At 55.9% G+C, this 15,159-nt stretch carries 12 protein-coding genes; 7 read left to right on the forward strand and 5 right to left on the reverse strand.

Annotated features, from left to right (window positions below; all coding sequences use genetic code 11):
* Nucleotides 1-34 precede the first annotated feature (34 nt).
* Both ACV1FX_RS03180 and ACV1FX_RS03185 read left to right on the forward strand, forming a co-directional pair.
* Entirely contained in the window at nt 35-1,270 is a 1,236-nt protein-coding gene (locus ACV1FX_RS03180) for a glycosyltransferase (protein WP_473116088.1), read from the forward strand.
* A gap of 1 nt (nt 1,271) precedes the next feature.
* A complete protein-coding gene (locus tag ACV1FX_RS03185) occupies nt 1,272-1,973 on the forward strand; it encodes a hypothetical protein (RefSeq protein WP_473116089.1) in 702 nt (233 codons plus the stop codon).
* A gap of 46 nt (nt 1,974-2,019) precedes the next feature.
* On the opposite strand, the gene ACV1FX_RS03190 is transcribed toward ACV1FX_RS03185, so the two are convergent.
* The 3 genes from ACV1FX_RS03190 to ACV1FX_RS03200 all read right to left on the reverse strand — a co-directional run bounded on the left by ACV1FX_RS03190 (nt 2,020) and on the right by ACV1FX_RS03200 (nt 5,400).
* Nucleotides 2,020-2,763 carry a class I SAM-dependent methyltransferase gene (locus tag ACV1FX_RS03190; RefSeq protein ID WP_473116090.1) on the reverse strand — a complete coding sequence of 248 codons (744 nt, stop codon included), beginning with the start codon at nt 2,761-2,763 and terminating at the stop codon, nt 2,020-2,022.
* A gap of 60 nt (nt 2,764-2,823) precedes the next feature.
* Complete coding sequence (locus ACV1FX_RS03195; RefSeq protein WP_473116091.1) at nt 2,824-4,269, reverse strand: MOP flippase family protein; 1,446 nt, start codon at nt 4,267-4,269, stop codon at nt 2,824-2,826.
* Nucleotides 4,270-4,545: 276 nt separating this feature from the next.
* Nucleotides 4,546-5,400 carry a glycosyltransferase family 2 protein gene (locus ACV1FX_RS03200; protein ID WP_473116092.1) on the reverse strand — a complete coding sequence of 285 codons (855 nt, stop codon included), beginning with the start codon at nt 5,398-5,400 and terminating at the stop codon, nt 4,546-4,548.
* A gap of 224 nt (nt 5,401-5,624) precedes the next feature.
* Between ACV1FX_RS03200 and ACV1FX_RS03205 the strand changes: the two genes are divergently transcribed.
* From ACV1FX_RS03205 to ACV1FX_RS03220, 4 genes are all read left to right on the forward strand, one after another.
* Nucleotides 5,625-6,962 (forward strand): glycoside hydrolase family 16 protein, encoded by a 1,338-nt coding sequence (locus ACV1FX_RS03205; RefSeq protein ID WP_473116093.1) that lies wholly within the window; start codon nt 5,625-5,627, stop codon nt 6,960-6,962.
* Nucleotides 6,963-7,049: 87 nt separating this feature from the next.
* A complete protein-coding gene (locus ACV1FX_RS03210) occupies nt 7,050-8,219 on the forward strand; it encodes a glycosyltransferase (protein WP_473116094.1) in 1,170 nt (389 codons plus the stop codon).
* A gap of 111 nt (nt 8,220-8,330) precedes the next feature.
* Nucleotides 8,331-9,230, forward strand: a complete 900-nt coding sequence (locus ACV1FX_RS03215; protein ID WP_473116095.1) for a hypothetical protein — start codon at nt 8,331-8,333, stop codon at nt 9,228-9,230.
* Nucleotides 9,231-9,652: 422 nt separating this feature from the next.
* Nucleotides 9,653-10,660 carry a hypothetical protein gene (locus tag ACV1FX_RS03220; RefSeq protein ID WP_473116096.1) on the forward strand — a complete coding sequence of 336 codons (1,008 nt, stop codon included), beginning with the start codon at nt 9,653-9,655 and terminating at the stop codon, nt 10,658-10,660.
* Here the strand turns inward: ACV1FX_RS03220 and ACV1FX_RS03225 are convergent.
* Both ACV1FX_RS03225 and ACV1FX_RS03230 read right to left on the reverse strand, forming a co-directional pair.
* A complete protein-coding gene (locus ACV1FX_RS03225; protein ID WP_473116097.1) occupies nt 10,657-11,769 on the reverse strand; it encodes an acyltransferase family protein in 1,113 nt (370 codons plus the stop codon). The two genes, ACV1FX_RS03220 and ACV1FX_RS03225, sit on opposite strands and share 4 nt — an antisense overlap.
* Before the next feature lie 189 nt (nt 11,770-11,958).
* Nucleotides 11,959-13,014, reverse strand: coding sequence for a glycosyltransferase family 2 protein (locus ACV1FX_RS03230; protein WP_473116098.1), 1,056 nt, complete (start codon nt 13,012-13,014; stop codon nt 11,959-11,961).
* Nucleotides 13,015-13,236: 222 nt separating this feature from the next.
* Between ACV1FX_RS03230 and ACV1FX_RS03235 the strand changes: the two genes are divergently transcribed.
* Nucleotides 13,237-15,156, forward strand: a complete 1,920-nt coding sequence (locus tag ACV1FX_RS03235) for an HAD-IIIC family phosphatase (protein WP_473116099.1) — start codon at nt 13,237-13,239, stop codon at nt 15,154-15,156.
* Nucleotides 15,157-15,159 lie beyond the last annotated feature (3 nt).

Below are 15,159 nucleotides of genomic sequence, written 5' to 3' on the forward strand. Positions count from 1 at the left end.
CGCTACGCCGGGGTGACGCTACCGTCGAGTCAAATTGCGAGACGTCGGCCCTCAGCGCTTCGGCCGGACTCAACCAGGTCAACTGGATATGCCATCGCAAAAGACCGTTCTTGTCTATCGCAACGAACTCCTGCCCATTTCCGAAACCTTCATCAAGGAGCAATTGCTGGCCCTCCGGCATTGGCGCCCCGTGCTGGTGGGGCGCCGAATTATCGAACAGCTACCGCTAGATAATCTTGATGTCCGTATTGTCGGCCCACAAAAATCGACCTTGCCGACCAAGTTGTCGTGGAAGTTCCGAAGAGCTCTCGGCCTGGTTCCGGCTAGAGCGATCAAAGAGCTGAAGGTCGACAACCCACTTCTCGTCCACGCGCATTTCGGGATGGATGCGCTGGACGCTTGGCCTATTGCACGCGCACTTGGAGTACCAATGCTCGTGTCGCTACACGGTTACGACATCAACACGCATCGCGAGTGGTGGGAAGCCGGGCATGGTGGAACTCGCATGCGCCTTTATCCACGACGTGTTCTGAACCTCGCCCGACAACCTAGGGTTAGCTTTGTTGCCGTTTCCGACGCATTGCGGCGTCGCGCGATCGAATTCGGCATCCCTGCGAAGAAAATTGCCGTTAGCTACATCGGGATCAACACCCGTACGTTCCGAACCGGCAATGTCCCCATCTCGCAGCGACCCTTGAGGGTGATTTTCGTTGGCCGTCTGGTCGAGAAAAAAGGCTGTGACGTTCTCATCGAGGCAATGTCACACGTTCAACACGTCGTGACAGCAGCGCAACTGACGGTGATTGGCGACGGCCCTCTGCGGCATGATCTCGAGAGCTTGGCTATTCGGAAAAAGGTCCCGGCGACATTCCGTGGGGCGCAATCGAGTGCCTACGTTAAGCGCGAGCTAGACGCATCACGCGTACTGTGCTTGCCGAGCATTACAGCACGCAATGGCGATGCAGAAGGGTTCGGGCTCGTGCTGCTCGAGGCCCAGGCATCGGGGGTTCCCGTCGTGACGTCAGCGCTCGGTGGAGCAACCGAAGGAATCAGTGAACGCATCACGGGATTTTCGTTCGCCGAACGCGATATAGAGGGACTGGCCAATATCTTGATAAACGTTCTGACGAATGAAGCGATGCTTCGTCAGATGGCCGATTGCGGTCCGAGCTATGTCGCAACGCATTTTGATTTGGCCCGCTGCACTGACGAGCTCGAATTGTTGTATGATAAGATATCCTCTGACGGTCTCGAGGATCGAAGGAACTGATGTGACATACAGCCTCGAAACACTGCGAAGAACAATCGGTCGGCTGCCGGTTTTGGGTCCGATGGCAAGACAGCTATACCGCGCTATCGTCCCAAACAGGTTCTCATCTTCGGACTATTGGGAACAGCGCTATGCGCACGGCGGAAATTCTGGAGCGGGCTCGTACGGCCGACTTGCACAATTCAAGGCCGAGACGATCAACGAATTTGTGGAAGGCCGCGAAGTACGAACCATCATTGAGTTCGGCTCAGGTGATGGGGCACAACTGGAACTCGCCCATTATCCCACCTATACAGGAGTCGATGTTTCTGCGAGCGCAATCGAACTGTGCAAGGCGAAATTCAAGAACGATCCCACAAAGCAATTCCTGCTGGCCTCAAGTGGCGATGCCAGCAAGGCCCGCGCGGAATTGGCCATGTCCCTCGATGTGATCTACCATCTAGTCGAGGATGGGGTGTTTGACGCATACATGAAAAGTCTCGTTTCAGCCGCCGAGAAGTACATCTGCATCTACAGCAGCAACTATGTCAGACTGGCTCCTGCCACTCATGTTCGCCACCGTGTCTTTACTGAATGGATCGCAGCCAACGCCCCGACATGGAAATTGATTTTGAAGGTAGACAATCCATTCCCGAGGGACCCGGAAAATCCCGACCAAACGTCGTGGGCCGATTTCTATTTCTACGAGAGGCTCCAGAGCTAGTGAGCCGACAAGCCGTGCGCTGACTGATCAACGGCAAGCGCGTCGATCAATTTGGCCGCTGGGCAACCATGAAATAGCCCAACGGAAATTGGCTGGAGGTTTTCTTGGCCAATTTTCTACCCAGTCGGGTCCTTGTGAACCACCAGCCGATGGCTTGCACACTCCGGGCAGCGGCACCACCACCAAACGGAAGTCTCAAGATATTCTTGGAAGTAATATCGAACAGAATCTCTACTGCGCCACCAATCGGCTCCAGACGAAGAATCTGCATACCAGAATCCGCCATAAAATTGCGCAAGGCAAATTCGGTATATCGATAGAAATCATGCGGGATTTCGTGCAGTGGGTAGTAAAACGGCACATTCATGATCAACTTGCCGCCGGGCGCCAATAGTCGAGATATCTCCCGACAGAGATTGAGTGGCGCCGGAATATGCTCAAGAACGTCGGATAGAATGATTGTGTCGAACGATTGGTCAGCAAAGTCGATAGGCTTAGTGAGATCTGCCTCCATGTCCAAGTGGGGGGTGTCGTGGAGGCTGTTGCCCCAGTCTACGCACGTCACTTGGTTGACCCGGCTCCTGTACGTTCCATAAAGTGGGACTTTGCCACAGCCCAAATCGAGCAAACGCCCTGAGGCGTGCAACGCCAAAGCGTCGAAATACCTTGCTGCGACAAGATTGGCTATGAGTCTCGAGCCAACACTAACTTCGGCGGGGTTCTCGGAACTTAAGAGCTGCCCGCCTCGTAGAACGTATTTGGTCTCTTTCCAATTCTCGGCATTGCGCAATTCGTCACCTGCGGCGTTGAGAGATACGCCCTTTAGTGCGACACGCTCTCTTAAAAATACTCAGGCCTTCTTGAGTACTGCGGCCCTCATATCCGTAACGATATCGCGAGCAGCTAGGATCATCGTGGCAGCATAGATCGCTGTGCCGACCACAACAAGCGATGCAAGCTGCGCGATCTGATGCCATGATCCTGGCAAAATGAAGTTCTCAATCGAGATGATCAAAGCCACCATCACGATCGCCGCCAGCAAAGGACGACACAAGCTTACTGCGACATCAGAGAGTCGCAGATTGACCTGGATCACCGTGTAATGAAGGTAAATCAGTGACGTCAGAAGATTGGCGAAGAAGTACGCCCTCGCAACACCTGCTCCCCCCTGCGACAACCCCAATACGAAGCTTGTCACGAAGATAAGCGAACATACGAACCCAAGATTTCGCATCAGCCGCGTCTTTCCAGTCGCAATCAACACTGTGCCGGTCGTCGACGTAATGGACTGCAGGAGGCCCGTCGGCGCCAGCCAAGCAACGATATCGGACGCAGCCCGCCATTTCTCACCCAAGACGACGACGACGAACGGCTCGCGGACGGACCAAAGCCCCAACATAAGAGGAGCGGTGATAACGAAGATGAACTGCAATAATCGAAGATATTGCCGGCCGATCAACGCAGTATTTTGCTGATGGCCGCTGAAAATCGGCAGGAAGGCTCGCGTGAGGACGAACGTCAGGTTTTGAAGCGGGAACAACATGATCCGGTACGCGATGGTGTAGTACCCAAGCTGCACCGGTCCGAGATATCTACCGATCAGAATTCCATCGGCATTGCGCGAGAAATAGTTGATGACGTTGAAGGCGACGAGATTGCCGCTAAAGCGAAGGACGTCAACAATCTCCGCCTTGCTCCACTGCGCGCGTGGCCTCCATCCCGACACCAGCCAGAACAGCACAGTGGAGAGGATCGTTCCGACTAGCGTCTGGATCACGAGGCTGATCGCGCCGGCCCCTGAGACGGCGGCGACAATCGCCACAACAGCCCCGCAAGTCGACGAAGACACTTCGATGATAGCAACGATCTTAAATCGACTGCTTCGCTCGAGCAGCGCCAGGTGTGGCGCCCCCGAAGCTCCAATCGGGAAGGCAAAGGACAAGATAACCAACAGGGGCTGCACGGCAGGATCGTGAAACACCGCTGCCACGAGAGGCGATGTCGCCGCAATTGTGCCGCCTACTGCCAAGCCGAACAACATGTTGCACCAAAAGACGGTGCCCAGAAGCTTGTCGGTCAACTGTTCTCTTTGAATGATGGCAGCCGACATTCCCATGTCGCGAAAGATTGTCGCGAAATTTGTGACGATCGTCGCCATGGCCAACAAGCCGAAGTCCGACGTCGGCAACAGTCGAGCCAGAACCGTGACGCTAATTAGCTGAATGCCGGCGCGTCCGATCTGGGACACCGCGCTCCATTGAACGTTGGAAAGTGCAGAACCTTGCTTTCTGGACATCACGCCTGACTATGGGAGAAATTGATTGCGAAGAGCGGGTCTCAGTACCACGCCCCTTCATCGACGCGAATACCCCGGACGCGGGCATAACTGCCACGCCCGGGTTTAATCTTGGTGCGGATTACGCTCGGCGCCCGTGATGCGCTCTCTTATGCCGCGACATTCGCGATGCTGTGTCGGCGGTTTGGCCGCTGGCGCGAGCGGCCGCGATCCAGCCCCAACCGCCCAAGCCCACGATATTGCCGCTGTGCGTGTCACCAGTTAGAGAGCAGCGAGCTAGCTGCGCACCAGTTTCGGTAGTCGCTTCAATATCCATGACATGGATTGGCGGTCTCTGAGGCCCAACTTTAACGCGAGCGCAAGAGCTGACAGAGGTTCGCCCTTTACGTGCCGTCGAAAGGCCTCCCGAAAATAGAGGGCGGCCGCCGCATCCGAAGTCATCAAGTTACCCGCGATCCGAAGCCAAGTCAGCGTTGGCTCAACCGACTTCAGTCGTGTGACTCGCGTGGGATCTTCCGCGCTCCACCACGCAGCCAGCGGCTCGTGCCAATAAAGAAATTCAGCGCCCCCCCTTACGAGACGCAGTCCAAAATCCTGATCTTGGTGCTTCTTCAGTCTCTCATCGAACCGTACAGCCTTCGCAAGCTGAGTTGGCATCAGCAGTGTCGAAGACAGAAATCCGTAGCAGTGAACCAGAAAGTACCTGCTGATATCCTCTCCCTGAAGAGGCGGACGACCGTTTGTCGGTCTACCGTCCCAACCTCCTCCGTCAAACAATGCATTTGAGCAAACGAAGTAGTTCCCCGAAGCGCGGTCTCCAACCTGAGACAGCTGTATCGCCAGCTTGTTGGGAAACCATCGATCGTCGGCATCAAGAAAGGCGACCAGATCGCCGCGGGCTGCATCGATCCCCGTATTGCGGGCTACATTGCCTCCGCGATTGCGTTCGTGACGGATAACGCGAACGCAAGGATCGATGTCCGTGAGCCAGGTCGTGTCCGGCAAATCGCTAGAGCCATCATCTACGATGATAATCTCGAGAGGCCTCGGGTTCTGAGCAAGCGCACTTCGAATGGCGCCTTCCAGCCTGTCGGCGCGGTTATAGGTCGGTATCACGACCGAAACCGTCATTGAAACGTTCAAGTTCACAGAGCTACACCTCGCGGTGGAAAGTGAGTATCAGCGATCGGCGACCGGTACCAGGTCGCAAAATTGAAGCGCGCATCATGGCGTTCACATTTCGGCCCGAGCAGATCCACAGTCTGAACAGGCTCCAATCACGGTTTCAGCTTACGAGAAATCGATTGTAGTTTCACTACCAGTTTGAGATACAGTTTACAAACGAGGCGTCGAACATGCACCAGCGCTTGGTAAAATTTCTCTCCGCCGCAACGGTGATCTTGGCAATCTTGCCCGTGGCACCCGCGAAATCCGGTGGATGGGAGCTGGTTTTCTCGGACGAATTTAATGGCGATCAGCTCGATCGGAACAAATGGGCCACACGTTTCATCTACAACAATGAAACACTGGACCACTTCAATGACGAGATCCAGCGCTACCGCGATAGCCAAATCACACTCTCCGATGGCGTTTTGGATCTGACCGCCGAAAAGAAGCCGGGAGCAACCTTGTTCGACTCGGGGCTGATCCGCAGCCATCGAACTTTTTATTATGGTTATTATGAAGCCCGCGTGTTTCTGCCGTCCGGCAAGGGCGTCTGGCCAGCATTCTGGCTCGAAGCCGACTACGATCAGGACGGAAGAACGTGGCACCCACCGGAAATCGACATTTTCGAGTACGTCATAAACGGCGTGGAAGATAAGCCGAATATGCTGCACTCCAATGTTGCAGGGCGTGGTGACTATGTGTTCACGGACCCTTCGTTTCAGACCAAATTTGCTGAAATGATGGGCAAGGAGAACCTCAACGAAGGCTGGCATGTCGTTGGCATGGTCTGGGCGCCGGATCGGGTCACCTTGTTCTGGGATGGACGTCGGATCTACACGAAAATGTACCAGTGGCTTCGGAGAGACGGCCAACTCGGCCCTCCGGCACATATCGATTTCAATTTCGCGGTCGGCGGCGGATGGGCCGGTCGTCACGGAGTCGATGAGAGCGCATTTCCTCAGAAGCTCAGAGTGGACTACGTTCGCGTGTGTCAATTCACGTCGTCCGAAAAGGGCAAGCGCCAGTGCGGGCCGGGCGAAATGACGCCGGATCCGCAAGAATTCGGCTATACAGAAGCCCCAAATGACATGCCCAAGCCGGAATTCTTGAAAATGGATCGTGTCGGCGACGTTCGCGCGGCCTCAGGTGCCGTGGCGTTGCCGATGACCGGCAATCGCCTGGATCTGAGCGTGCCGGTAAGGTTTCCGGAGCAATATCCATCGGAACGAACACTGCGCGTGTCCGTGATTGATGAAGCAACTGGAGCGACGGTGACCTCTGCAAGCCAGAAACTTGATCTTGCATCGATAGCCAAACGCCCTGACGGCACGGCCACCGTCGACGTATCACTGCCCGCCCTGCAACGGCCCGGCCGCTTCCGGCTGGACGCCTCCCTCATCGCCGAGTCAGTTGACGCGAAGGGAGGCAAGCAAACGCTGCCAGCGCCGGCCTCCTGTTCGACCGACCTGCGGCAACCCGTCAAAGCTCGGAGCTGCCAGCTCTTGCGTCTGGACGTCCAGCGTTGAAATTTCAATCTCGCGATAGCTGCGCCCCGGTCAGCCGGCTGCAAGAAGCGAGCACGGCTTGTTCGACTGAGGCGGGAGCTTGAACTCTTGAAGAGGATATTGTGGATCGCCGGCCGCCTGCCAACTCCACTTTTCAGCGGCGACGCGCTCTATTCTGCGGGGCTCATCAAATCGCTTGCTCTGACGAATGAGGCCGAAGTTACTGTTGTTGGATCAAGGAGAAGCGAGCAGGCCGTCGAAAAGCCCTTTCTTGGCCTGCCGCAGATCACATGCGTAGACGCGCCTCCGTCACAGGTTTCCGCAGCATTCAGCCTGGCCTCGTCGCTGCCCAAGGACGCGTACTTTCTGGCATCTCCCGATCTCAGATCGAAATTGCTCGAGCTGCTCGACCAGTCCTGGGACTGGATTGTGATCGACCATGCCTACTCTTCAGGCTTCCTGGACGTTATCCTGAGCCGTCGGCAGTCCGCGTCAATCTGCTATGTCGCGCACAACGCCGAAGGCCTCATTCGACGCGAAATCGCCCGAAATTTTGACAGTCCGGCGCGTCGCCTGCTCATGGGGTACGACGCAAAAAAATACCGAAACCAGGAGGACAAGATTCTGCGATTTGCCGACGCGGTGATTTGCATCACCGACGAGGACGCATCCTACTTCGGCCGCTCGGTCAAAAGAACATACGTGCTTCCGCCGGTCTTCCTCGGCCAGGCTACTCCCCCGCGCCACCTGACATCGGATACGCCGCGAGCCCTGCTCCTTCTTGGATCCTTCGATTGGGTCGCCAAGCAGAGAAACCTGGATATCCTGATCGACAGCCTTCTGTCGCAATTCAAGCTCAACGGAATATCGCTCAATGTGGTCGGCAGCGTCCCTAAACCGCTTCGCGACCGGTATGAGTCCCTGAAGCCGCACCTGATATTTCATGGGCGCCTGCCGGATGCCTCCGAGGTCGCTAGCAAGTGCCGAGCCGGGCTCGTGCCGGAGCTCTTCGGCGGGGGCTTCAAATTGAAGATGCTGGACTATGCATTTGCAAGATTGCCAATCTTTGGCCTGAAAAACGCCATTGCCGGCACCACCGAGGAAGAGCAGTCCGCCATGTTTCTAGCAGACGGCGTGACCGGGCTCGGGGCAAAGATCGTCGAGAACATTGATAATCTGGATATGCTGAATCAGAGCCAGGCCAGACTTTTCGCAATGTTTTCCGACAGATTTGGCCTGGAAAGCTCAGCAGCGCGCATGCACCGGGCGCTCCTCTGAGTGCGCCGTCTTGACGGCGACATCCAAATCTGAGCTTGACGGATAGCCGATGCCATTGCGCGCATGGCACGTACGTCGTTAACCGGCATTCCCTTCACAGGAAACCAGGATATGAGCACCTTTGGATCCTTTTGGCTCGGCCCGCTTTCTCCGTACGAAAAGGCCTCGCTCCTTTCATTTGCCGAGTTTGGCCACAGCGTCGTGCTCTATTCGTACAAGCCGTTCGACGGCCTGCCCCCGGGCGTAATCCAAGGCGATGCCAACGAGATCGTGGATGAGTCGTACATCGATCGCTTCATCACCGATGGCCGGCGCAACATCGCACAATTCTCCGACTATTTCCGATACAAGATGTTCCTGAAAAAACATCTCTGCTGGATCGACTCGGACGTCATGATGCTGAAATCATTTGAGGTCGAAAGCAGCGAAAACTTCCTCATCGCGGAGAACGGAACGAACATCTGCAACGCAATCCTCAACCTCAATCCCTCGTCAAAGGAATTGGGGCGAATAGTCGCTGCGAGCGAAAGCGTTCTGGACCAGGACGTCCCGTTCGGCACCCTGCAGGCCTTCAATTCCCGGACGTTCAAAAAGCAAAGCTCGTCGTTCAAGCCGGCAAGCCTGTTCATGCCGCTTCACTACGATGAGTTCTACAAGTTCCTCCTGCCAGAATATCGAGATGAATGCCAAAAGCTTTGCCGGGACGCATTCTCGATCCATCTCTACAACAACATCTGGGACAAGATGGGCTACTACAAGGAATTGCTGCCGCCGGAAGGCTCCTATTTGCACGATTTGCTGAGCTCAAAGCCGATTGCGAAACAATTCAAGGGAATCTATCCGGAGTCAGTCGTGCGCGCACTGGTTCACGGATGGAACCAGCGGTTCTCAGGCGAGGCCCTGAGCATCGGCTCGATCCTGAAGCAGGTGGTTCCAAGCACACGTCGGACGCTGAAGCGTCTCCACTCGCAATACATGCCGCTTCTCCGAGAGATGAGCGGCCATGGTTAAATCTACGCGGTAATATTCCCGAAGCGAGCTGGCATTGCATAAAAGGAGGCCGTGCCAGTGATTGAACGTCGGTGCCGCCGGCTATACTTTGCCCATCGATTGGACCTCGCATGAATCCCGCAATATCCCCAGCTGTTGGATCAGAGACTTCGCCCAACGTTGGTTTTCGCGCGGATGTTGAGCTTACCCCCCTCGGAAAGTTCGCCGTTTGGTCGTCAATTGCGTCAGTTCTATTTTTCAGCCAGGTAGCTTACAATATAGGCGAGTTCCCCGTTGCGTCTGACTTGTTTTGCTATGCGTTCTTTACGTTCTACCTTTTGGTTTCCCGAAACGGAACCGTCAGCGTCCCCACCCTGTACTTGCTGACGTGCACCATAGCCCTCGCGATTTTGCGAAGGCCTTTTTCGGCCTCTGAGACCTCATTGAGTTCTTTGCTGCTGTTGATTGTTGCTTACGCGCCGTTCGTGTTCCGTCTGCGACGGACAGCAGATCTCAGACCAATTCAAGACTACATTCTTAAGGCGTACGTAACGGCGGCAACCATTATTGCAGCTATCGGGGTTGTTCAGCTTGTCGTCGTCAACATGGCTAAGCTGGACATTCTCACGAACATCTATTTCGTTCTTCCCAAAGAAATTCGTGGCGCAGGAACTTACACATTTCTCCGCGAGGAAGGCGGGATCGTAAAAGCGAACGGCTTCTTCCTACACGAGTCGGGCGAGCTATCCACCGTCACGGCGTTGGCCCTCCTAATTGAGTACCGTCAACTCAAGAGGTTGCCTGTTCTTGCTTTGCTTTCCATGGGACTTCTCGCCTCTTTGTCCGGCTCTGGGCTAATAGTGCTGGCTGTTGGCTTGCTGTTGCCAAGATCTGTCGGGAGGATTCCCGTTTTTGTGATCTCTGCCTTGAGCGCATTCCTGCTTCTCTACGCTCTCGCCAATCTCCAGCTTCCCGGCCTGGATCGTTGGTTCGGTCGTCTCTCTGAACTTACGACTCCGAATACGAGCGGCTACGCCAGATTTGTCGCCCCTTGGGAGATGATCCGAGCTAGCTTTGATCGGGATGCATGGACAATTTGGCTCGGTAACGGAGCAGGAAGCTACATTAGAGACGTTACCGTCGGCAGATTTGCTTACGAGGTGAGCGACCCAACTTGGGCGAAGCTTACCTACGAGTATGGTTTGGCAGGGTTGATCTTCGTCTCCGCGATCGTGGTGACGAGACTTTACTCGAGCGCATTGCGGGTCGACATAAGTCACTTTTACTTTTTTAGCTGGGTTATCTTCCCGCTGGTTCTCAAGCCAAGCTCAGCTCTGATGATTTGGCTTTTGACTCTCGTACCATCTTCACCGCGAGGCTTTGGCGAGGACAACCGCAGTTCCAGACCAAGCCCCGCGGCCGCTGCGAACTCCGCGGATAAGCCTGTTTAACCATCCTGAATGGCCGACCCCTGCGACTTCCGTGGTCGCCAGAGCGTCGCCAAAAAACCTCTGATGGGCGGCTCAAGCACCAGGGCAGTCAGCAACGCCGCCGCGATGCAAATCACTACAGTGAAGGCGAGCGCAAGAAAGCGATACCCCGTGAAGTTGTCCAAGAGCCACGACATCAACACAGTGCCTGCATTGTCGTGAAGGAGGTATAGGGGGTAGGTTGCAAGTCCCAGCTGTCGCAAGCAGGTCGCAAGCTTTCGTTCGGGCCGCCATGCTAAAGTTGAAGCAGCGAGCGAAACAAAGATGAGGAAAATGACAACTGGGACCCAGTTCCATTGAGCCGAATGAAATACACGATTTGCGTGTTCGGCTTTAAAGAGGATCTCGATCGCTGCTCCGATAACCAACAATCCGCAAAAAATCTTGTCGCGTGACGTCAATCCCTTCGTCGCATGAATAAAGAGCATCATTCCCAATGCGAAGTAGCATCCGTACGGAACGAGCGACAATTCAAGAGGACGAGACCAAAGGTGGCTGGCGAGGAATTGCGGCATGAAGAGGTAGCCGCCAATCCAATACACCGCACTTACCGTTCCGAGAATATAGGCGATCGCCGTTTTGAACTCCCAAAAACCGAGCGCAAGAACAAGGAAGATCAGTGCATAAAAGCTGATCTCAATTCCAAGGGTCCAGTACACACTGTCGATCCAAGGATATTTGGGCGACAACATAAGGGAGTGGAAGTAGGGCTTAAGATACGTTTCTGGAGGCGCGATGTTGGCGTATATCAACGCGACGAGTGAAATGGTCGAGCATATCCAAGCTGCGGGATACAGTCGAAAAAAACGACTTCGGGCAAAAGAAAATGCCTCTGAGCGTTCGGCAGAAAAGCTGATTACGAAGCCCGATATAACGAAGAATATCTCCACTCCAACAAAGCCGCTCCAAAAATAGGGCAGCAATTCGGGGAACGAAGCTCGCCCGTCCAGTATGGTGGCTGTTTGAACGCCAGATGCCGCCCAGCATGAGACTGCCAAGTGATAAAACATCACAAGGCAAGCCGCAGAAAAGCGCAGGATATCGATATTTGGGAATTGCCTTGTTGACATGCGCAGCCGACATTCAGGGAAAGGTGCTACGTATCTTATCTACGCAGACACAATCTTGTAAGTGGTCGCTATCAATTAATCACCTTGCGACCTACGCCGTCGTTGTGAGCACTCACCACCCCGCCTGCTGAGAGTACAGTTCGCGAGAGATTGGGCCAAGAACCGCGCCCGAACGTTGCCGCAGGAAAGCTAGCGAACAACCCTCAGCATGTTCAGGATGGCCTTCATCCACCTGGGGCGGCTGATCGGCGCGTAGCGCCAGCTAGCCAGCGCTCGCGCCAGCCGGCTCGGACCGACCAGCATGCATGCGGTCCACAGGAACAATGAGCTTCGCTGTGAAAAGGAGAATCCCTGCGGGAAGGAAAGAGACCGAACAGAATCGGAAAAGATGGCTCCCCCTCGATCGTTCGGGATGGGGTGAATGTCGGGTCGCAACGCGTATGATGCCGTGCGCAGGCACAGGAACAGCATGTTTCTGCTCAACGCGTCAGGCGCGACCGGCAAGCCCGCGCTGCGAGCAATCTCGCGGAAGAAATTGAATCGCCGTATCGTGACATCCACCTCCCGCGCGAAACGGCTGTCTTCCAGCTCAAGAAATGCCCCGTGATTCTCGCCATGCACACGGTAGTCGACCAGCGGCTTGGGAATCGTCACGATATCGCCATAAACGGGCGCCGCCGTCACCAGATAGCTGTCGGGCGCCCTGTCGACGAAATCGGATTTGAAACCGAATATTTTCTCGACGACCCACCGCGGATAGGCGTTGCCGGAACCGGGCGGCGTGGGGTAGACACCCGCCGAGGTGACCCACTCGCGAATTTGCTGCGGCGTAGGCGTGATGAAATACTGGGGCTGGATGCTGCCTGTCGGCATGCCTTCCGCGTTGATCGCCCTCATCTGAAACTGGAATTTGCTGGCCTTTTCCGTCCAGACCGCCGCTATTTCGTTCATCACGTCGGGATGCAGCGCATCGTCCGAGTCGAGGAAGATGACGAGCTCGCCGCTGGACCGGTGGAAGCCGTTCACGGAAGATTGCATCTGACCGGCGTTCGGCTGCCTGACGATGGTGATCTTGTCGGCATATTTCTCGATCACCTCGAGTGAATTGTCGGTCGATCCGTCATCAACAACGACAACCTCGACTCGCGGCCAACGGATTTCCAGCGCGCTCTTGATCGCCGCTCCCACAAACTTCGCATAGTTGTAGTTGGGAATGACGACGGACAGGGTTAACTCAGGCGACAACTGATCCTCACGACCGTAACGTTAATCCGAACCTGTTGTCCGAAAACGATTCTTCGACCACATATCCGGTATAAGTCCATCCTGCCACCCGCAGATGACAACGCCAAGCCATGAAACTGTCGAATTATTTTCGAACATCGTGCATAGATTATCGGCTGGATTTTCGACGTCGGGTACGGCAAATTCGTTGAATTCGCTGCCAAAAACAAGCTGGAATAGAGTGTGTCCGTAGAACAGTACAGAGAACTGTCTTGGCTTCCAAGACCGCCTGAAGATTTCGCGCCCCGCTGCAAGGGGCTGACGACGACCGGCGTCGACCTTGGAAAGCAGATCCGGTTTCTCGCGACCCATGCCCTTAACGAGCAGCAGCTTTCACGCTTGGGACGGACCATCGTTTCCGCTCGCAAACAGGGACATTCCCTGCAGCCATTGGCTCCATTCCGGCTTGGCTTGATCGGGAACGGGACCCTTGACCTCATTGTCCCGGTCCTGATCGCAACCGCCGCACGCCACGGCTTTTCGCTCGAATGCATTACGGGCGCCTACGATCAGTTCCTGCAAGATGCGTTGCAACCGGACTCCGCGCTCAACAGGGCGCGACCGGACGCAGTCCTCGTGGCCCTCGATCATCGAGCTCTCGCACTTCAGGCCACTCCCGGCAGCGAAAAGGCGGCAGCTGAGACCGTTGACGCCGCAATCGGCCTCGTGGATTCCATCCGTTCCGCCATCACCCAGAACAGCGGCGCGGTATGCATCGTGCAGACCGTAGCCGCTCCTCCGGAAGGACTATTCGGCTCCTTCGATCGCGCGCTGACGGGAACCACGAGAGACCTGGTTGACCGGTTCAACCGGCGGATCTGCCAGTCCGTACAGCAATCGAGCGACCTTCTTCTCGACGTCGCCGGAATCGCCGAGACTGTCGGTCTTGCCGACTGGCATTCGCCGGCGCAATGGAACTTCGCGAAGCTGCCTTTCGCCGACACGTTCGTGCCGCTATACGCCGAAAACGTCTGCCGGATCATCGGTGCCATGCGGGGCAAGAGCCGCCGCTGTCTCATCCTCGACCTTGACAACACGGTCTGGGGCGGAGTGATCGGCGACGACGGGCTCGACGGAATTCAGATCGCTCAGGGCGACGCTACGGGCGAAGCTTTCCTGTCGGTTCAGCAATTGGCCCTCGCTCTCCGGGCTCGCGGCATCGTCCTCGCGGTGAGCTCGAAAAACAACGATGAGGTCGCAAGACGGCCCTTCAGGGAGCATCCCGACATGCTCCTGAAGGAGGATCACATTGCGGTCTTCCAAGCTAATTGGGACGATAAGGCGTCAAATATCCGCGCGATCGCGAAGGAGCTCGCGCTCGGCCTCGAATCGATGGTTTTTCTCGATGACAACCCCGTCGAGCGAGGTCTTGTCCGGCGAGAAATTCCCGAGGTCTCCGTCCCTGAACTCGACAGTGATCCTGCCGGCTACGCGCGTACGCTTGCTGCAGCCGGCTACTTCGAGACAATCAGTTTCTCGGAGGAGGATCGCTCCCGCGCCGACATGTATCAGGCCAACGCGCGGCGCCTCAGCCTGCAAGGCCAGACCACCGACCTCCAGTCCTATCTGCGGTCGCTGGAAATGCGGATCGTCTTTGGGGGCTTCGATCGTACAACAAGATCGCGCGTCACCCAGTTGATCAACAAGAGCAACCAGTTCAACCTGACCACCTATCGCTATACCGAATCCCAAGTCGAGCAGGCCGAGCTCGATCCTGGCGTGATGACGTTGCACGCGCGGCTCTTGGACAAGTTTGGCGACAACGGACTCATTTGCGTGGTTGTTTGCCGACCCTCCCGGCCGGGATGGTGGACCATCGACACGTGGCTCATGAGCTGCCGCGTGCTGGGACGGGGCGTAGAAAGAGCGGTGCTTGCCGAAATCCTGTTCCTGGCGCGCGCCGCCGGGATATCGAATCTGGAAGGTGTCTATATTCCGACCGAACGAAACGAGATGGTGCGCGAGCACTACAAGAAGCTCGGTTTCACGCTGGCCGGCGAGGAGGCTGACGGACGCACGCGATGGGAATTGCGGACCGATGTTGAACTCGGCGAAACGCCGATGACGGTCGAGCGCGACTACCCACATCTGGAGCCAGCCTGATCC

The organism is Bradyrhizobium ingae (genome assembly GCF_055791185.1).